Origin of the sequence: Streptomyces sp. Ac-502 (assembly GCF_045222935.1) — a bacterium.
In the GTDB taxonomy this organism is placed as follows: Bacteria; Actinomycetota; Actinomycetes; order Streptomycetales; family Streptomycetaceae; genus Streptomyces; species Streptomyces monomycini.
Window position 1 is genome coordinate 9,061,012 of sequence record NZ_JBHFFO010000001.1, and the last position, 18,551, is coordinate 9,079,562.

Annotated in this window: 15 protein-coding genes and 2 pseudogenes; 8 read left to right on the forward strand and 9 right to left on the reverse strand. The window is 72.7% G+C overall.

The window, feature by feature from the left end; genetic code table 11:
• The first annotated feature begins 9 nt into the window (after positions 1 to 9).
• On the forward strand, positions 10 to 936 hold the full coding sequence (locus ACEXOX_RS41270; RefSeq protein WP_406525794.1) for a DUF5995 family protein: 927 nt from the start codon (positions 10 to 12) through the stop codon (positions 934 to 936).
• Here ACEXOX_RS41270 and ACEXOX_RS41275 read toward each other — a convergent pair.
• The 6 genes and pseudogenes from ACEXOX_RS41275 to ACEXOX_RS41300 form a co-directional block, all read right to left on the reverse strand.
• The gene (locus ACEXOX_RS41275; protein ID WP_406525795.1) at positions 891 to 1,421 is read right to left on the reverse strand and encodes a hypothetical protein; all 531 of its coding nucleotides are present in this window, start codon (positions 1,419 to 1,421) and stop codon (positions 891 to 893) included. The two genes, ACEXOX_RS41270 and ACEXOX_RS41275, sit on opposite strands and share 46 nt — an antisense overlap.
• Positions 1,402 to 2,712 carry a phenylacetate--CoA ligase family protein gene (locus tag ACEXOX_RS41280; protein WP_406525796.1) on the reverse strand — a complete coding sequence of 437 codons (1,311 nt, stop codon included), beginning with the start codon at positions 2,710 to 2,712 and terminating at the stop codon, positions 1,402 to 1,404. Before ACEXOX_RS41280 ends, ACEXOX_RS41275 begins: the two co-directional genes overlap by 20 nt.
• Positions 2,709 to 4,067 carry an FAD-dependent oxidoreductase gene (locus ACEXOX_RS41285; RefSeq protein ID WP_406525797.1) on the reverse strand — a complete coding sequence of 453 codons (1,359 nt, stop codon included), beginning with the start codon at positions 4,065 to 4,067 and terminating at the stop codon, positions 2,709 to 2,711. The genes ACEXOX_RS41280 and ACEXOX_RS41285 overlap by 4 nt, the downstream gene beginning before the upstream one ends.
• Before the next feature lie 355 nt (positions 4,068 to 4,422).
• A complete protein-coding gene (locus ACEXOX_RS41290) occupies positions 4,423 to 6,219 on the reverse strand; it encodes an NB-ARC domain-containing protein (protein ID WP_406525798.1) in 1,797 nt (598 codons plus the stop codon).
• A 290-nt stretch (positions 6,220 to 6,509) separates the two neighbouring features.
• Positions 6,510 to 7,214 (reverse strand): annotated as a pseudogene (locus ACEXOX_RS41295) (BTAD domain-containing putative transcriptional regulator); the annotation flags it as partial.
• 198 nt (positions 7,215 to 7,412) lie between these two features.
• Positions 7,413 to 8,288, reverse strand: coding sequence for a LysR substrate-binding domain-containing protein (locus tag ACEXOX_RS41300; RefSeq protein WP_406525799.1), 876 nt, complete (start codon positions 8,286 to 8,288; stop codon positions 7,413 to 7,415).
• A 310-nt stretch (positions 8,289 to 8,598) separates the two neighbouring features.
• Between ACEXOX_RS41300 and ACEXOX_RS41305 the strand changes: the two are divergent.
• The 3 genes and pseudogenes from ACEXOX_RS41305 to ACEXOX_RS41315 all read left to right on the forward strand — a co-directional run bounded on the left by ACEXOX_RS41305 (position 8,599) and on the right by ACEXOX_RS41315 (position 11,354).
• Positions 8,599 to 9,428: pseudogene (locus ACEXOX_RS41305) on the forward strand (MBL fold metallo-hydrolase).
• A gap of 241 nt (positions 9,429 to 9,669) precedes the next feature.
• The gene (locus ACEXOX_RS41310) at positions 9,670 to 10,554 is read left to right on the forward strand and encodes a RimK family alpha-L-glutamate ligase (RefSeq protein WP_406525800.1); all 885 of its coding nucleotides are present in this window, start codon (positions 9,670 to 9,672) and stop codon (positions 10,552 to 10,554) included.
• Complete coding sequence (locus tag ACEXOX_RS41315; protein WP_406525801.1) at positions 10,551 to 11,354, forward strand: RimK family alpha-L-glutamate ligase; 804 nt, start codon at positions 10,551 to 10,553, stop codon at positions 11,352 to 11,354. Before ACEXOX_RS41310 ends, ACEXOX_RS41315 begins: the two co-directional genes overlap by 4 nt.
• A gap of 99 nt (positions 11,355 to 11,453) precedes the next feature.
• On the opposite strand, the gene ACEXOX_RS41320 is transcribed toward ACEXOX_RS41315, so the two are convergent.
• Positions 11,454 to 12,641 carry an LPXTG cell wall anchor domain-containing protein gene (locus ACEXOX_RS41320; RefSeq protein ID WP_406525802.1) on the reverse strand — a complete coding sequence of 396 codons (1,188 nt, stop codon included), beginning with the start codon at positions 12,639 to 12,641 and terminating at the stop codon, positions 11,454 to 11,456.
• Between the two features lie 121 nt (positions 12,642 to 12,762).
• On the reverse strand, positions 12,763 to 13,575 hold the full coding sequence (locus ACEXOX_RS41325) for an APH(3'') family aminoglycoside O-phosphotransferase (protein WP_406525803.1): 813 nt from the start codon (positions 13,573 to 13,575) through the stop codon (positions 12,763 to 12,765).
• A 78-nt stretch (positions 13,576 to 13,653) separates the two neighbouring features.
• Here ACEXOX_RS41325 and ACEXOX_RS41330 point away from each other — a divergent pair, with 78 nt between their 5' ends.
• The 3 genes from ACEXOX_RS41330 (at position 13,654) to ACEXOX_RS41340 (ending at position 15,821) form a co-directional block, all read left to right on the forward strand.
• Entirely contained in the window at positions 13,654 to 14,127 is a 474-nt protein-coding gene (locus ACEXOX_RS41330; protein WP_406525804.1) for a MarR family winged helix-turn-helix transcriptional regulator, read from the forward strand.
• Between the two features lie 90 nt (positions 14,128 to 14,217).
• Entirely contained in the window at positions 14,218 to 14,994 is a 777-nt protein-coding gene (locus ACEXOX_RS41335; protein ID WP_406525805.1) for an alpha/beta fold hydrolase, read from the forward strand.
• A gap of 209 nt (positions 14,995 to 15,203) precedes the next feature.
• The gene (locus ACEXOX_RS41340; RefSeq protein WP_406526638.1) at positions 15,204 to 15,821 is read left to right on the forward strand and encodes a TetR/AcrR family transcriptional regulator; all 618 of its coding nucleotides are present in this window, start codon (positions 15,204 to 15,206) and stop codon (positions 15,819 to 15,821) included.
• Between the two features lie 150 nt (positions 15,822 to 15,971).
• Here the strand turns inward: ACEXOX_RS41340 and ACEXOX_RS41345 are convergent, their stop codons facing one another.
• Positions 15,972 to 17,162 carry an IS110 family transposase gene (locus tag ACEXOX_RS41345; protein ID WP_406518466.1) on the reverse strand — a complete coding sequence of 397 codons (1,191 nt, stop codon included), beginning with the start codon at positions 17,160 to 17,162 and terminating at the stop codon, positions 15,972 to 15,974.
• A 240-nt stretch (positions 17,163 to 17,402) separates the two neighbouring features.
• On the opposite strand from ACEXOX_RS41345, the gene ACEXOX_RS41350 reads away from it, so the two are divergent.
• On the forward strand, positions 17,403 to 18,545 hold the full coding sequence (locus tag ACEXOX_RS41350) for an FAD-dependent oxidoreductase (RefSeq protein WP_406525806.1): 1,143 nt from the start codon (positions 17,403 to 17,405) through the stop codon (positions 18,543 to 18,545).
• Positions 18,546 to 18,551: the final 6 nt, after the last annotated feature.

Consider the following 18,551-nt stretch of genomic DNA (forward strand, 5'->3'; position numbering starts at 1 on the left):
CGGGGGAGTATGGCCGGTACGCGTGGCGTGTTCTTCAAGCTGTCCACTGCGGTAGTGGCGGGGACGGCGCTTCTGGCCGGCGGCCCGGCCCTCGCCGCACCACCACCGCGCGACGACGCCCGACGCCTTTCCTGCGAGGGGCCGGCGGTCGGATGCGTACGGGAAGCACGCCAGACCCTGACCCGGCTCCGCGACGCACTGGGATGCGACCACCGGGCCCCCTTCCCCGTGATCTACGTCCAGCTCGAACGCGCCCTGGAAGCGGCCGCGGCCAAGCCGGGTTCCTTCGACGACCCTGACTGGCTGGCCGGAGACCTCAACACCGGCTTCGTCAACCTGTATCTGGACGCCTACCACGCCGACCGGGAAGGCCGGCCGGTTCCGCAGGCGTGGAAGACGGCCTTCGGGGCCGCACGCACGGGTGACGTGAACGCGGGACAGGACGTCCTGCTCGGCGCCAACGCGCACATCCAGCGCGACATGCCCTATGTGCTGGCCTCCGTCGGTCTCACCCGTCCCGGAGGCGCGTCACGCAAGGCCGACTACAACCGCTTCCAGACGGTCCTGGACCGCGCGTACGCACCCGCGGTCCAACAGATCGCCCGCCATTACGACCCGGTACTGGCCCTGGCCGACGCGCGGTGGAACCCCATCGCCGGGTACACCGCAGGCCGGCTGTTCCGCATCTGGCGGGAGCAGGCGTGGGCGCACGCCCGACAGCTCGCCGCGGCCACCACGCCCGCCGCCCGGCACGTCGTCGAACGGCGGATCGAGGCGAACGCGGCCCGCTGGGCGCTGCTGCTGAACACCGTGCACGTCCCCGGATACCGCGCCGTACGCGACACGTACTGCCGCACCCACCGCCCCGGAGACCGCGCGGCGACCGGCGGTCAGACCACGCCCACGACGGCCGGGTTGAACCGTTCCGCGACATAGACCGGATACCGGTCCGGGCTCCTGATCACGTACTCCTTGAAGGCACACCGGCCGAAGTGCGGCGCCTCGGGCGCGTGCCCGACACCGCAGCACAGCAATTCCCGGTGCTGCGCACGGCGTTCCTCGCGCAGCCGCACACCGAGCGGCGTGGGGTCCGTCGGCGGCGGCAGCTGGCCGGTCGCGGCCACCGCGGAGACGACACGGTTGCGGCTGACCGGCCGCCCCGCGGGGTCGACCAGTTCGGACAGCCGCTCCAGGAGCCGGGGCATCCGCTCGGCCGCGAGGGCCCGCCGGATCGCGGGCGGCACCGCCGCCGTGTCCACCACCCGCTGCTCCACCACGCGCACCCGCAACGGCACGTCGAGCAGCGCTTCCAGCATGACCGTCGTCGCGCCGTCCCCGGTGAGGAGGATGCGGGTGGCGGAGGGGAGCGCGGCCAGGCCGTACGCCGGGGCAAGGGCGGCATCAGTAGTAGAGGAGACCACGGGACCAGTCCTCGTCGGGGCCGAACAGGCTGCGGGGCTTGAGTACGTCGCCGGGCGCGGACAGCACCTCGTCGGGCATCAGCGTGCCCGGCGGCACGGGAGCCACCTCGCATTCCACGCCCAGCCGCGCCCGTACGGCACCGGCCAGCTCGGCGCAGGCGTCCGCGGCGTACGCGTCCGCGACCTCCACCTCGGCGACGAGCCGCCGAGCTTCGGCGCGCGCCCGCCAGAACAGCACGCCGTAGGCGGCAGGCAGACGGAACACCAGCTCTTCCAGTTGCAGCTGGGAGACCCGCCGCCCCGCGACGTCGAACGCCTGCGTCGCGCGGCCCGTGAGCCGGACGACGGGGAGCCGGCTGCCGCAGGCGCACGGCTCGTGGCTCAGCCGGACGGTGTCCTCCAGGTTGTACCGGAGCAGCGGCATGGCCTCGCGGTACAGCGGAGTGATGACGAGGTCACCGGTACCGTCCGGGGTGATCTCCCCGGTGGCGGGGTCGAGGACCTCGGGCACCACACGGTCGGCGTAGAAGTGCCGTCGGCCGTAGCGGCAGGCGGAGGCGAGCGGTCCGACCTCGGTGGCGCCGTAGTCCTCGATCACGGAGGCGTTCCACAGCTCGCCCAGCCGCGCACGGCGCGCGTCGCTCAGCGGCTCGCCGCAGACCAGGAGCGCGCGCAGCTGCGGGAAGTCGGTGCGGGGGTCCAGCCCGGCGGCGCGGGCCGCCGCGGCCCAGATGAGCGGCTCGGTGGGATTGGACCAGGTCAGGGTGGTACCGAGGTCGTGCAGCAGCCGGACGACGCGACCGTACGGGGTGGCGAAGCTGCGGCTGTCGGCGGGCACCACGGTCGCGCCCCGCGCCCGGGCGCCGAAGTGACCGATGTGCCCGGCCAGCACCATGGCGTACGGGATGCGCACCAGCAGGGTGTCGGCGGGGCCGATGGAGACCGGCATGCGGTTGAAGCGCTCACCGATGTCCACCCAGTCGTCCTCGGTGCAGAACGAGGACGTGGCCCGGCCCGAACTCCCGCTGGACTCGTGGTAGGTGGCGACCCGCTCCCGCGGCACCGCCAGCATGCCGAACGGGTAGGCGGCGCGCAGGTCGTCCTTGGTGGTCACCGGGACGTCGGCGAGGCTGCCGGGCATCGTCCCGCCCTGGCGCAGGCGGAACCGGTCCCGGTAGAAGGGGGCGTGCGCGGCCTGGCACAGGGTCGTGCCGATACGTTCCCGCTGGAGCGCGTGGAGCTCTTCGAAGCTGCTCCACTTGCGGGACAGGACCGATGGTGTCGGTGTCATGGTGCGGTCTGCCTCTCCTGTGGTCCTGAGTGGTGGCCCGCGCGCCCCCGCGGCCCCGAAGGAGGGCCCGCGGCTGCCGCGTCGAGGCCCGGGCGCGAGCGGCCGGCGGCTCCCTCGTCGTCCAGCAGCGAGAGCGGCAGGGCCGAGCGGAACGCGGTGGTCCGTGAATGGCGTAGCTCCTCACCGGCCGCCGGCCGGCGGAGCGGGACGAGGGCCTCGGCGAGCCGCGCGGGGTCACGGGTGTCGAAGACAAGGCGCTTCAGATCGGTCGCGAGCGGCGAGAACTGATCTAGGAACGCGGCCCGGCCGGCCTCCGCGTAACGGTCCAGCACGCCCTCGCCGCACCGCCCGAGAAGCACGGCGGCCAGCGCCTCGCCCAGCGGGAAGGCGGCGTGCAGCCCGGCGGTCAGGCCCATGCCGCCGGTCGGGTTGGTGACGTGGGCCGCGTCGCCGGCCAGCAGGACACGGCCCACGCGGAACCGTTCGGCGGCCCGTTGGTGCGCGCGGTACGGGGCGTGCGCGACCAGTTCGTAAGTGCGTGGCCGTGGCCCGGGAAGATTACGTGCGAGGAATTCCGCCAGTCGGCGTGGGAGGGATTCTTCCGGGAGGGACGCGCACTCCGTCCAAGCCACCCGCCACAGATTCCCGGAGTCGATACGCACGATGATCGCCCCGTCGTCCGGATCGATGACGAAATTCGCGTCGGCGTAACCGTGGGCAGCGAAGTCGTAACGGATGTCCGTGGCGACGAAGCGCTCCGGCCAGGTGAATCCACCGAATTCCACACCGAGGGCTTTCCGTACGGTACTGCGGGCACCGTCCGCGCCGACGGCCCAGCGCGCTTCGATCTGCTCGCGGCCCTGCTTGTGTGTGTAGCCGACGCGAACCGATTCGCCGTCCTGACGGACCGTGTCGACCGTGCAGCCGAACCTCACCTCGGCGGTCGGAAAGCGCACCAGCTGCCCGAGGAGGATACGGCTGAGCCCGTCCTGCCGCAGGATCAGGTTGTACGCGGGGACAGGGCCGGTACGGAGATCCGGCGTGGGATGACGGATGCGCTCGCCCGTGCGGCGTACGACGAAATCCCGCGCGCGCAACGGTGTTCCCGCCCGCACGACGGCGTCGAGCACCTGGAGACGCGCGAAACCCTCCAGCGTGTGGCTCTGGTGGACCAGAGCGCGGGCGGACGCGGCGATGCCCGGAGCGCTCTCCAGGACGGTGACGCCGACCCCGGCGGCCGCCAGCCCGAGGGCGGTGGTGAGACCCACCGGCCCCGCCCCCACGACACAAACGTCCGGATGTCCGGATCCGGAAGACATGAGCATTCCCCCTGCCGTGCCATGGCACGGAACCATCGGCGTGAACCTGGAACGAGACCGGCTGCCGTGCGTCGGTGATGCGCCCGCTCGGCGAAGGCGCGGGAAGGCGGAATTCCGCCCCGCCCGCACACGGCCACGAAGAGGCCGAAGTGCGGTCGGCCGGTCAACTCCCCGCGGAACACGGCAGCAAGCGGGTTGAAAGCACGAGAAACCTACGGTGCGTCCCGCGGTAAATCCAAGGTTCCGTTTTGACGGTTGGACAGCTGAACGGGGAGAGGCGGCCGATGCTCGCTGGGTCACGCCGTCCCGTACTCGACGGCCCGTCGGGTACGGCAGGCTCCGTCTGCCCCGCGCTCAGAAAGTGAGCGTGGGACCGCCTCCTGTCGGTCTGTCAGCCCGCGACGATGCGGAGCTTCCCGCCGGGAGTCCCTCCGCCGCCCACGGGCAGGCTGCCCTGTCCGGTGGCCGGCCCTTCCGCCGGCAGCGGCGGTCCGGCGAGGGCCGCGGACTCGGCGAAGCAACGCCGGGCCTCGCTGTCGCGGCCGAGCGCCTGCAGCGCCTTGCCGCAGGTGTCCAGGAGCAGCGCCCGGCGCTCGTCCGACTGTTCCTCGGGGGCCAGCGCGAGGCCCTGACGGCAGTGGGCCACGGCCTCGTCGGGCCGGCCGACGGTCAGGCAGTGGGCGGCCAGGTGGTAGAGGGACAGGGACTCGGTGTGCGGATGGTCGAGGGTGTGCGCCATCCGCGCTGCCATCTCCCGCCGGGTCCCGGCACCGGGCAGGTCGCCGACGTGCTCCAGCGCGGCCGCCCAGTTGATCAGCGCGATCACCTGACCGCGCGGGTCCCCGGCCCGTACGGCCAGGTCCGGGGCGCGGCACAGGTGTTCCAGCGCCGCCGTGTGCCGGCCGTTCTCGGTGAGGACCCAGCCGAGCAGCGAGCACAGCCGTGACTCGGCGTCCGGGTCGTCGAGCGCGGTGGCGGCGGCCAGGGCACGTTCCAGGGCCGGTTCCCAGCCGTCGTGCACCTGGCGCACGACCAGCGGCCACAGCTCGACGGCGATCCGCCAGGCCAGTTCCGGGTGTCCGGCGTCGGCCGCGGCGGCCACCGCGGAGGTCAGGTTGGCGCGCTCGGTGACGTACCAGGCCATCGCGTCGGCGCGGTCGGCGAAGACCGGCGGCGCGACGGGCGGCGTCACGCCCGGGGGCAGGGTGCAGCAGGGCTGGCTGCCGGGTTCGGCAGCGGCGGCCGCGGCCTGGGCGGCGGCCAGGTAGTGCACCAGCAGCCGGTGCAGCCCCGCCGTGTCGGCCCGCGCCACGGCGGAACGCGCGTACAGCCTGGTGAGGTCGTGCATCAGATACCGGTCGCCGGTCCACTCCTCGACGAGGTGGGCGGTGGCCAGCTCGTCCAGGGCGGCGCGTGCCTCGGCCGGCGGCAGGCCGGTGAGTGCCGCCGCGGCGCCGGCGTCGAGTTCGGAACCGACGTGCAGGGCCAGCTGGCGGAAGAGCAGCGCGCCGGCCGGCGGCAGTTGCTGCACGCTCAGGCGCAGCGTCGCCTCGACCCCGAGGTCTTCGTTGGCCAGCAGGGACAGCCGCCGGTGCTCGTCGACCAGGTCGTCCGCCATCGCCCGCAGGGACAGCCGCGGCCGGGCGGCGAGTCGCGCCGCGGCCAGCCGCAGCGCCAGCGGCAGGCCGTCGCACAGGGCGGACAGGTGCGCGGCGGCGACCGGCTCGGCGGCCACCCGGACGTCACCGATCACGGTGCTCAGGACCCGTACACCGTCCGGCGGCGCCAGCCGTTCCAGCAGCAGCAGCCGGGCGCAGTCGGTGACGGCCAGCCCTTCCAGCCGGTTGCGGCTGGTGACCAGCACGGTGGAGCCCGGCGTGCCGGGCAGCAAGGGGCGCACCTGCGCCGCGTCGCGCGCGTTGTCGAGCAGGACGAGGACGCGGCGGCCGGTGAGCAGCGAGCGGTACAGGTGTTCCGCGGCGCGCGTGTCGGCGGGCAGGCGTTCCTCGGGGATGCCGAGCGCCTGGAGGAAGTCGTGCAGGACACCGGCCGGCTGCGGGCCGGTGCCGTCGGGTTCCGTGGCGTGCAGGTCGGCGTAGAGGATGCCGCCGGGGAAGTCACCGGCGTACGTGTACGCCCAGTGGACCGCCAGCGAGGTCTTGCCGACTCCGGCGGGGCCGGTGACCACACACAGGGCCGGGGTGCCCGACCGCGCGGCTTCGCAGAGGAGCGCCAGCTCGTCCGAACGGCCCACGAAACCGGCCGGGGCGCGCGGGAGGAGGGAGGGGGTGGGGGAGTGTCGGTGGGGGCGGGGGTGTCAGGTGCGGCGTGCGTGGTGCTGGGCGTGGCGGGCCGGAGGGACGGAGCTGGGGACGGTGCGGGGGTGTGCTCCGGTGCAGGCACCGGCACCAGCGTCGGCGCGCCCCGCTGCACCTTCGGCTGCCGGTCCGCGGCCGGCCGGGAACGGAGGATGGCGAGGTACGCCTCGGACAGCGCGGCCCCGGGGTCGACGCCCAGCTCCTCGGCGAGCAGGCGCTGCGTACGGTGGTAGAGGTCGATGGCGTCGGCCTGGCGGTCCGCGTCGTGCAGCGAGCGGACGGTGGCCGCGATCAACGACTCGCGCAGCGGGTGGTGTTCGACGGCGGACCGGAGCGGCGCGAGGGCTTCCGCGCCCCGGCCGCAGGCGTGCAGGGCCGCGGCGAAGTGTTCCAGCGCGGCGAGCCGTTCCTCCACCAGCCGCTCGGCCGCCGCGGCCATCAGCGGTGTGTCACCGGTCCCGCCGAGCACCCGGCCCCGCCACAGCCCGAGGGCCTCCCGCAGCAGGTCGGCCGCCTCCTCGCCGGAAGAACCGGCCGTGGCCCGGCGCACCAGGTCGCGAAAGCGCCACACGTCCACCGCCTCCGGCGCGGTATGCAGCGCGTAGCCGCCGCCCTCGGTGGCGACACAGGCGCTGGGCGCCGCGTGCAGGAGCCCTCGCAGGGCCGACACATGGCCGTAGACGATGGTCCGCGCGTGAGTCGGCGGGCGGGTGTCCCACAACGCCTCGATGATGCGCTCGGCCCCCACGGGCGAGCCCTCGGCCAGCACCAGCAGGGCCAGCACGACCCGGCGCTTGGGAGGGCCGATCGGCACCGGCACGTCCCCCGAGAAGGCCGACACCGGCCCGAGCAGCCGGAAGTCCATCAGCGTTCTCTCCCCTTGGCCGAGTCGTTACGGCGGGAATCTTACGAGGTCAAAGAGGCGAGGGCGTATCAGAAGAGGCACCGGGGCCGGAAATGGACCATGGGGCGCGGCGGGCCTGGGCAGCGGGCTCGGGTGGCGGGCCTGGGCGGACCCCGGCGGCGGACCCGGGTGGCGGACCTGGCGGTGCGAACCCGGCCGTCAGGCCGCAGCGGCCTCACCGTGGCGCCACGCCGCCGTCGCGATGCGCACGAAGGAGCGGACGAGCGGTCCGGGATCGGCGCCGTTCCAGGCGATGACGAGCTGACTGGGCGGCATGTCGGCCAGCGGAACGGCGATGAGTCCTTCGGGAAGGGAATGGCCCAGCGGTATCAGCCCCACCGTCCCGCTCCACAGGACGGACTGGAGGCACTCCTGGGCGGTCCGTACGACGGGACCGCTCCGGCGGGCGGTGCGCCGGCCGCTCCAGAACGCGGCCCACACGGGATCGGTGCCGTCCGGAAAGCGGAACCACGGACGGCCGGCGAGGTCGTCGAGCCGCAGGCTGTCGCGCCCGGCGAGCGGGTCGTCGGCGCGCAGGACCGCGCCGACCGCGTCCGCACGCAGGACCCGGGTGGTGAGGCCGGTGGTGTCGAACGGCGCGCGGGTCAGGGCCACATCGACCAGCCCGGCGCGCAGCCCGGTGCTCGGATCGGTCAGATCGGCCTCGCGGACACGGACCTCCACATGGGGGTGCCGGGCCCGGTAGGCGGCGGCGAGCCGGGTTCCGGCCTGCCCGGCGCTGTCGGCCAGGGTACCGACGGTCAAGCTGGCCGAACCCGCCGCGGCCGCCACTTTGACGCGGGTCCGGTCGGCCCGCGCCAGCAGCGTACGGGCCTCGTCGAGGAGCACGGTTCCGGCGGGCGTCAGGGCGGCCCCGGTGGGCGAACGGTCCAACAGGACGCAGCCCAGGTCGGCCTCCAACTGCCGGATCACCCGGCTCAGCGGCGGCTGGGTCATCCGCAGCCGTACGGCGGCCCGTCCGAAGTGCAGTTCCTCGGCGACGGCGACGAAATAGCGCAGCACGCGTAGCTCCATCCAGCAACGATACCCGCGCGGTATCGGGGAGACGGGACCGGTGTTGGACGCCGTGGCGTGCGGGGCGGTGGACTCGACGTCGTGGCGGAACCGGCAGGCGTACCTCCGGACATACCGCTCACACCGTACATGCCACACACCACACACCCGCGCGTGGTGAATGACGTATATGCCCTGAATGGCGAGGAGTTGACATGGCTGAAATGCCGGAGATTGCCGACATGGTCGAGCAGGCGCTCCCGGACCCCGCCGTCCACGTCGCGGCGGCTCGGGAGATCGCCCGGGACGTGCTGGTCGTCCCGGACCGGGGGTGCCGCTCGTACCGAACATCGGGATCATCGGCGGCCGCGACGCGGTCCTGGTCGTCGACACCGGGCTGGGCCCGCGGAACGCCGAAGCGGTACGGGACCTCGCGGCCGGCTACGCACGGGGACGCCGGCTGTACCTGACGACGACGCACTTCCACCCCGAGCACGCCTTCGGGGCGCAGGCCTTCGCCGGTGCGGCCACCTACCTGGTCAACCGGGACCAGGCCGAGGACCTGCGGGAGCGGGGGCCCGGGTATCTGGAGAGGTTCCGGCAGCTGGGCGAGCCGGTCGCGCGCCGGCTGGCGGACGTCGTCCCGGTGCGGCCCGACCATGTCTACGACCGGACCCATGACCTCGATCTGGGCGGCCGGGTGGTGCGCCTGCGGGCCACCGGCCGGGCCCACAGCCGGGGGATCAGGTGATCGAGGTGCCCGACGCGGGGGTGCTGTTCACCGGAGACCTGGTGGAAGCAGGACAGTTCGCCATCTTCCCGTGGTTTCCGCCGCACGACACCGATGTCTCCGGCACCCGCTGGCTCGCGGTCGCGTGGCGGCTGGCGGCCCTCGATCCGCGGATCGTGGTGCCCGGCCACGGCGAGGTCGGCGGCCCGCGGTTGCTCACCGACGTGTGCGACTACCTCGAAGCGCTCCAGCGCGAGACATGGACACGCCGCGACGCGGCGGTCGGTGAGGAAGTGATCGCCGATGAGGTGGCGGAGCTGATGGCCCGGCGGTACCCGCAGTGGACCGGGCGGGAGTGGATCGGGAAGGGGGTGGGCTGCCTCTGCTCCGAGTACGCCGACGGCGAGCGGGATGTCCCCGCCGGCAACTGACCCGCCGACAACTGACCCCGCCCCCCACTCCCACCGGGTTTCCTCCCCGCCGTCGCCGACTTGCCAGGGTCGGCGGCAGGAGTTCCCCCTCCCCGTGCCGCGGCCCCGTACGGCCACCCAGCACCGCGAAGTCCGCGGAGCGGGCCGGTCAGGCGCCGGGGGAGGCGCCGCCGACCGGTCATGACATCCTGTGATCTCGCTACGCGCGCCGGGCCGGCTCGGCGGATTACAAGGAAGATCGATGAGGCTCTGCTTCCTGGTGGAGGAACACTACCGGCACGACGGAATGCCGAACGAGGTGATCCGTCAGCTGCAATCCTGGGGGCACCAGGTGGACGTGCTGCGGCCCGGCGGCTCCTTGCTGCGCATGACCGAGGCGCTACGGGCGGGTTCGCACGACGCCTGGGTGCTCAAGACGGTCTCCGGCGGCCCGGGTCTCACCCTGCTCGAAGCGGCGGCCTCGGCCGGGATGACGACGGTCAACGACGCCCGGTCGATACGGCGCGTACGGGACAAGGCGCTGGCCGCGGCGATCGGCCGCAGCCGTGGGCTGCCCGTACCACCGACCTACGCCGCGGCCCGCCCCGAACTGCTGGCGGAGCTGCCGTCGTCGGAGTACCCGCTGGTGGTCAAGCCCGCCGACGGCAGCTCGGGGCGGGCCGTGCATCTGGTGGCGTCGCCGGACCGGCTGGCCGCCATGGCCCCCGAACTGGCGCGGGAGGGCCTGCTCATCGCCCAGCCGTACGTGGCGAACTCGGGCATCGACCTGAAGGTGTACTGCGTCGGCGGCGAGCTCTACGCCACCGAGCGCTGCTCCCCGCTCCACCCGGAACTGGGCATACCCGAGCGCCGCGTGCCGCTGCCCGCGGAGGTGGCCGCGATCGCCGGGCAGGTCGGGGCGGTCTACGGCCTCGACCTGTACGGCGTGGACGTCCTGCTGGGGCCCGACGGCCCGGTGGTGGTCGACGTGAACGACTTCCCCAGCTTCCGGCAGGTCCCGGACGCGGTGGCGCGGGTGGCGCGCGCCGTACTCGGGCTGGCCGGTGCGGGCCCGGCCCCAGCCACGGTCCCGGCCCCGCCTCCGGCCCCGGTGCACGTGCCCGCGACGGCGGGGGAGAGTGCATGAGAATCGGCCTTGTCACAGGCGATCCAGGCCATCCTCTCCTGGCCGCCACCACCGCCTTGCTCACCCCCGAGCACCGGGTGGAGACGCTGGACCCTGACTCGGTGGAGAGGACTCCCGAGCGGCCCGCGGACGTCTACTTGCTGAAGTCCCATACACCACGGTCCCTCGCCCTCGCCCGCGCCTTGGAGGGACGCGGTGCCCCCGTGGTGAACTCGGCCGCCGCGACCACGCTGTGCCAGGACCGTACGGCGATGGCGGACCGCGCCCGGCGGGCCGGCCTCCCGTTCGTACCCACCCGTACCTTCGGCACGCTCGCGGAACTGGCCGACGGGCCGCGGCTTGCCGGCCCGGTGGTGGTCAAGAGCCGGCACAGCCGTAAACAGGACCTGGTGGCCCGCCTGGACGACGCCACGCACCTGCGCCAACTCGCCGCGACCCGGCCGCAGGAGCCGGTCGTGGTCCAGGAGTTCGTTCCGAACAGCGGGTGGGACCACAAACTCTGGGTGGTCGACGGCCGGCTCTTCGCCGCCCTGCGCCGCTCCGAACTCTCGCCCGGAGGCCGGGGCCCCGACCGGCCGCTCGCCTCCGACGCCCTGCCGGCCGGCTGGCCGGACCTGGTGCGCCGGGTCGGTGAGGTCTTCGCGCTGGACGTCTACGGCGTGGACGTCATCGACGCGGGCGACGGCGCACCGCTCATCGTGGACATCAACGCCTTTCCCGGCATCCGGGGTCAGGCCGGCGCCCCGGAGGCCCTGGCAGCCCTGGCGCTGCGCCGGGCCGTCAGGCCGCCGTCCGCCTGACGATTCAGGGCACTTGGCGGTGCTGGTCGCCTGACGGTGCACATGGCCCGACGGTGCTGTCCGGCCGGGCCCGGACCGATGCCGGGCCCGGCCTTCCCCTTACACCGCGGCTCCGGTGCCACCGCCGGAGCCGACACCGGCCCTGCGACGGCGTACGGTGATGACCGCGCCCGCTCCCACGGCCATGGCCACGCCGCCCACCAGGGCGATCGTCGGCAGCGCCGAGGACGAGCCGGTGGCGGCCAGTTCGCCGGTGCCGGCGGCCTCCTTGGCGCCGCCCTGTGTCTTCAGGCCGGCCTGCGGCGTGTCGCCACCCGTGCCGCCGGCGCCTGGCTGGGCGTTCTCGTCGGGCTTGCCCGGCTTCCGGGGCTTGTCCTGTGCCGGGAGGATGGTGAAGTGGTACTGCCCGTCGTTGGAGTAGCCGCAGGAGCCGTCCTTGTTGGAGAACCCTCCCTCCATGATCACCCAACCGCGACCGGGCTTGGCCGTGGAGACGGCGCGCAGGCGCAGCGGCAGGCTGACCGTGGCCTGCGGGGCGAGGGAGAGACCGGCGAACTCCCCGTCGTTGATGGCGTCGTCGAAGCTCACCCACCTGCCCGCCCCGGGGTCGTGGATCTCCCCCAGCACTTCCCGGTACGGGTAGTCGACGGTTTCGAAGGAGTAGGCGAGTGGCCGCAGTCTGATGCGATCCATCGCCTTGTCGGTGGTGTTGGTGATTTTGATGGAGGAACGGCTCCAGCCGGCACCGGCGACGAAGTCGGACTGCCACCCCTCGATGGACATCCGCAGGCGACCCGCCTCGACCTCGCATTCGCCGCTCGGCCCGTCGTCCCCGGAACGCGATCCGCCGGCCGTGGTGCCCGGCTCGGTCTCGGAGTCCTTGACCGGCTGCGTGCCAGTGCCCTGACCCGGCTGCGTTCCCGCTCCATGACCCGGCTGCGATCCGGTGCCCAGGCCGGGCCGGGTCGTGGTGTCCTTGCCGGGATCGGTGCCGGGTGCGGGGCCGGTGCCGTTCCCCGTACCGGGCTTCGGGGTACCGGGCTTCGGGTTTCCGTCGGTTCCGGTGGCCGGCTTCTCGCCCACGGAGGACCCACCCGATTCCGTCGCGCCGCCCGGCTGTTCGGGCTTGCTGCCGCCCTCCCGGGTGCCGTCCTGCTGCGACGCGCTGGTGTCTGCCGATCGGCCGGGAGCCTCCGCGGCGAACGCGCCGGCGGGCGTGGCCAGTACGGCGGCGGGCGCGAGCACGGCTACTGCCGCGGCAGCCGTCAATGTCTGGCGGAACGTCATCAGCGATACGTTCCTGAGATGTCACCTGAGGTGTCAGGCGCGTACGCCTAGGTGACTCCTGGAGAGGCACATGGTTGTGCTGGGACGGGAGTTACGGGTGAGCATCACGGTGTCGTGCCCCTCATCCCCAGGTGAGGGGGTCGAGACGCAGGTAGAAGCGCTCCCGGGCACGGTCGAGCGCGATCCCGTACCGCGTGGCGAACGCCTCCTCCGCCGCGGCCGCCTGCGCGTCGTCGCCCCACGTCTCCCGGGCGGTGGCGAAGAGGAGCGCGAGATCGGCGTACGGATCGGCCCGGCCGAGGCGGCCGAGGTCGATGAAGCCCGACACGGTCAGGGTGTCCGGATCGAGCACGATGTTGGGCAGGCACAGGTCCCCGTGGCAGACGACGGTCTCCGCGGCCTCCTGCGCCAGGCGCCGCGTGAGCTGCGGAGTGAGGCGCGCCAGCAGTGCGTCGGGAGCCGTCCGCTGCTGGGCGACGGGGAGGAACTCCGGGTTGACCGCGCCCCGGGCCACGACGTCGCGGGCCGTCGCGTACATCAGGGTGAGATCACGCGTGTACGGGCACTGCGACGCGGGCAGGCTGTGCAGTTGGCGTACGGCGTCCGCGATCGGCCCCCACGCCGCCCGGAGCGCCGCAGCCGGTACGCGGTCGGCGGGCACGCCTTCGACGGTGGTGGTCACCAGGGCGGCACCGTCGGCGCTCACGCGCCAGTCGAGGACGCGCGGACCGGGCACGTCCTGCGTGCCGAGCCAGTCGGCGCGGTCCCGCTCCGTCTCCAACGAGGCCGTCTGACCGGCGGGGACGCACTTGGCGTACCGCTTTCCGTCGGCGGACCGGAAGACACTGGCCGCGGACTCCCCGTCCGTGACGGGTTCCCATCCGCCACCGTCGGCGGGCAGCAGCGTACGGAATTCGGACGACGCATCGCTCACATCCGTCAACCTAACCGGCGGAGCCGATCAGCCGCACCATGATTCACGACATGGCAACCACGGTGTCATGATGGGGGAGTGAGCGAGGAGAACGGCACGCAGGCGACCGAGGAGCCGGGCGACCGGTTCGTGGAGATCTTCAACCTGGTGGGGCCGCTGTACCGGCGTGCCCAGCGCAAGGTGGAGCAGGACGCGCCCCTCGAAGGGCTGTCGGTGGGGGTGCGTGCGGTCCTCAACATGCTCCGTGAACACGGGCCCATGACCGTGCCGCAGATGGGCCGGGCCCAGGCGTTGAGCCGTCAGTTCGTGCAGCGGATGACCAATGACGCCGCGGGGCTCGGGCTGGTCGAGTTCCACCCCAACCCGGCGCACAAGAAATCCTCGCTCATCGCCCTCACCGACACGGGCCGGGCCGCCATCACCGCCGTGATCGACCGTGAACGGACGGCGCTGCGCCAGGCCGGTTCCGGCCTCACGGATGACGAGATCACCGCCTGCATCCGGGTCCTCTCCCGCCTCCTGCACTCCCTGGACGACGTGGACGTGAACTGAGGCGGCCGCCCAACTGCCCGTCCGTGCGGCCCGCGGGGAGAGGTGACAACCCAGTTGTCATGTGGGTGAGACTATGACACCTTGGTTGTCATGGATGATCTGTTCTGGCTCGACACCGGCAGTGGCCGCCCGCTCGTCCTGCTCCATGGCGGCTTCCTCGATCACCGCATGTGGGACCGTCAGGTCCCCGCCTTCGCCGCGAAGTACCGCGTCATCGCCCCGGACGCCCGCGGCCACGGCCGCTCCGCCAACGCGACCGGGCCGTTCCGGCCCGCCGACGACGTCGCCGGGCTGCTGCGCCACCTGGGTACCGGCCCGGTGATCCTGGTGGGCCTCTCCATGGGGGCGGCCACCGCCGTCGACACCGCGCTGGAGTATCCGGAGCTGGTCAGCGGCCTGGTCGTCAGCGGCGCCGGCACCAGTGAGCCGTACTACTCCGACCCCTGGACCACCCGGACCATGGGCGCCTGGCACGCGGCGATGGCTTCGGGTGACCTGGACGCGTCCGTGGAGGCGTTCATTCTCCTCGCCGCGGGCCCGCACCGTGGTGCCGACGATGTCGACCCCAAGGTCATGGACGAACTCCGCGACATGAACAAGGGCACCCTCGCCAAGCACAGCAGCGGCGAGTCCAGTCCGATCCTGCCGGTCCGCGACACGTGGGAGCGGGCCGCCGGTATCGAGGTCCCCGTGCTCGCCGTCAACGGCGGCATCGACTCACCCGACAACATCGGCATGGCCGAGCGTCTCGTCGGCGCCGTCAAGAACGGCCGTGCGGTCTCCGTCGACGGGACGGCCCACTACCCCAACATGGAGCGCCCGGACGAGTTCAACGAGATCGTCGGCGGCTTCCTGGGCACTCTCTGACCGTCCGGTCCGACCGGAGGGGCGCCGGCCGCGCCGTGACGCACCGGCTCCACCGTGGCGCGTCACCACCGTGACGAACTTGTTCGTGACGAACGTGTTCGTTACGGTGGTGAAGTGACCCCGCGCCCCCTGAGCAGAGCCCGGCACGCGCCCCTGTCTCCCGCAGCCGCCGCGAGCGCCCCGCCAAACCCGCCCTCACCTACGAGGGCATCGTCGAGACCGCCGTCGCCCTGATGCGGTCCGAAGGGCTGCAACGGGTGACGATGCGCCGCCTGGCCCAGCAGCTCGACACCGGGCCCGCCTCGCTGTACGTGTACGTGGCCAACACGGCCGAGCTGCACGCCGCGATCCTGGAAAACCTCCTCGGCGAGGTCGACCTCTCTCCGGTCCGTGCGCCGGGTGACTGGCGTGAACGGCTGGTGACCCTCCTCGGCTCCTGCACGCACACCCTCTTCCAGTACCCCGGCCTGGCGCACTCCGCGCTGGTGGCCCGCCCTTGCGGGCCGAACTACCTGGCCCTGGTCGAGTCGATCCTCGCCCTGCTGCACGAGGGCGGGGTCCCTGACGCGCAAGCCGCCTGGGGTGTGGACGTACTGCTCCAGGTGGCCACGGCCACCGCCGCCGAACAGTCCACCCGCGACCGTGCCGCTGCCGCCGAGGACGAGCACGAGGCGCTTGTGCGCGTGCTGCGGCAGGCCGCTTCCGCCACCCACCCGCGGATCGCCGCCATCGGCGACGACCTGTTCTCGGGCAGCCCCGAACAGCGGCTGGCCTGGATCTTCCGCGCCGTCATCAACGGCACGGAGACCACTCCCCGCCAGTTCTGAGCCGCTTCGCCCGAGCGCAGACCCGCTTCGCCCGAGCGCAGACCCGCCTTGCCCAGCGCAAACCCGCCTCGCCCGAGCACAGGCCCGCCTCGCGTACGCCGCCGCACCGGCCGCGTCGCCACGGAACGGAGAGACATCCCAATGGTGAAGTCAAGCCGCTGCCGTGACAGGTGGTGTGGCTTGGTAGCACACTCCGTCACGGAGTATGGCCCACAAAACGTTCAGTCTCCGGCGCGCGAGGGCCAGCACCGCTTGCTTGTGCGCCTTGCCCTCGCTCCTCTTGCGGTCGTAGAACGCACGCGATGCTGGACAGCACCGCAAACTCACCTGGGCAGCCAGATACATGCTCCGCAGGAGCCCGCGGTGATAGCGCCGAGGCCGGCGCAGGTTGCCACTGACGCGGCCGGAGTCGCGGGGTTGAGGGGCCAGGCCGGCGAAGCCGGCCAGGCGGTCCGCGGTCCCGAAAGAGGCCATGTCGCCGCCGGTGGCGGCAATGAACTCGGCACCGAGACGAGGGCCCATGCCGGGCAGGCTGGTGATCACCTCGGCGTGTGGATGCTCGCGAAACCGCGCCTCGATGAGAGCGTCAAGCTCGGCGATCTCCTCATCGAGAGCCATCACCCCCTTCGCCAGCCGGAGGACCATGGCGGCAGCCAGCCTCTCACCAGGCAGCGCCGTGTGCTGGGCTTCGGCCGCCTCCACGGCCGTCTTGGCGAGTGTGGCGGCGCCGCGGACCTTGCGGTTCTTCAGCCACGTTTCGATCCGCTTGGCGCCTGTGCGGCGGATGGCGGCGGGGGCCTGGTATCCGGTCAGCAGCATGACCGGGCCGTGGTTGGTGAGGTCCAGCGACCTCTCCAGGGCGGGGAAGATCTCCAGCAGTTGGGCTCGCAGGCGGTTGATCTGCCGGGTTCGGTCGAAGACCACATCCAGTCGCCTGGACGTGAGGATGCGCAGGTCGACGGCGATGTCGTCGCCGGGTCGCAGCAGCCCGACATCGCGGCGGACGCGGGCCTGGTCGGCGATGACGAAGGCGTCCTTCGCGTCCGTCTTTCCCTCGCCCCGGTAGGTGCCCGACGCTCGATGAACGGCGAACCCGGTGAGGTAGGCGACGGGCTGGTCGTGGTTGAGCAGCAGGCCAATCAGCAGTGCGGCACCGCCTCGGTTGAGGTCGATGGCCCACAGCACGTCGCTGGATATCTCCAGGACGTCTCCGATCAGCGTCAGCAGCTCGGTTTCGTCGTTGGATACGCGGCGGGACAGCAGCCGTTTGCCTTCCGCGTCGATCACCACCGCGTGGTGGTGCGTCTTGCCGATGTCCACCCCGGCCCAGATCTGGGGCACGGGTCACCTCCGCCGCTTCGTGGTCGTCATCGATTCCCGCAGACGACCTCGCCGGCGTGGTCTTACAGCAGCGATCAACGTCGCAAATCCCAATTGGCGGTCGAGTCGTCGCGGGGCTCCGGGCGGCCATGTCTCTCAAGCCGTCGAGCGGCACCAACATGACAGCCATACCCGGAGCCCCTGGGCCCTCCGATCTTACGAATGACCAGATCAGACCCACGACTGAAAGGTAAGACCACCATGACCGGCACCCCCGCCCACCACCCCGTCGCGATCGTCGGAGCGGGCCTCGGCGGCCTGACGCTCGCCCGCGTCCTGCACGTACACGGCATCGACGCGGCGATCTACGAACTGGAAGCCGGCCGGCACGCCCGTACGCAGGGCGGGATGCTCGACATCCACGACGACACCGGCCAGGCGGCCCTGCACGCCGCCGGCCTGCACGATCGTTTCCGAACCCTCGTCCACCCGGGAGGCGAGGCCACGCGCGTCGTCGATCCCCAGGGCACCGTCCGCTTGGAAGAGGGGGACGCGGGCGGCGGCACCCGCCCCGAGGTGGACCGCGGCCAGCTGCGCGACCTGTTGCTGGACTCCCTGCCCGAGGGCACCGTCCGCTGGGGGAGCAAGGTCACCGGCGCAAGCCCGCTGGGCGGCGGCCGCCACGAGGTGACCCTCGCCGACGGCACCGCCTTCACCACCGACCTCCTCGTCGGCGGCGACGGCGCCTGGTCGAAGATCCGGCCGTTGGTCTCGCAGGCCGCCCCCGCCTACACCGGGATCTCCTTCGTCGAGTCGGACCTGCTGGACGCCGACGCCCGCCACCCGGACAGCGCCGCACTCGTCGGCGGCGGCTCCTTCTTCTGCCTCGGGGACGAGAAGGGCATCCTCGCCCACCGCGAATCCGACGGCAGCCTGCACATCTACACGGCGCTCAAGACCGGCCCGGACTGGCTCGGCACCGTCGATTTCACCTCCGACACCGCCAAGAAGGCCGTGCTCACCCACTTCGAGGGCTGGGACGACGGTCTGCGGGCACTGATCGCCGACGCCGACGGCTTGCTCGTCCCGCGGCACATCCACGCCCTGCCCGTCGGCCACCGCTGGGACCGCGTGCCCGGCGTCACCCTGCTCGGCGACGCCGCCCACCTCATGTCCCCGTTCGCCGGTGAGGGCGCCAACCTGGCCATGTTCGACGGTGCCGAACTCGGCCGGGCGGTCGCCGCCCACCCCGGCGACACCGATGCCGCCCTCGCCGCCTACGAGGAGGCGCTGTTCCCCCGCAGCGAGGCGTCGGCCGCGGAGTCCGCGGCCAATCTGGAGACGATGTTCGACGCCCGGGGCCTGGAACGCCTGCTCGACATGTTCGCCGCCCACGGGCAGTAGGTCCGG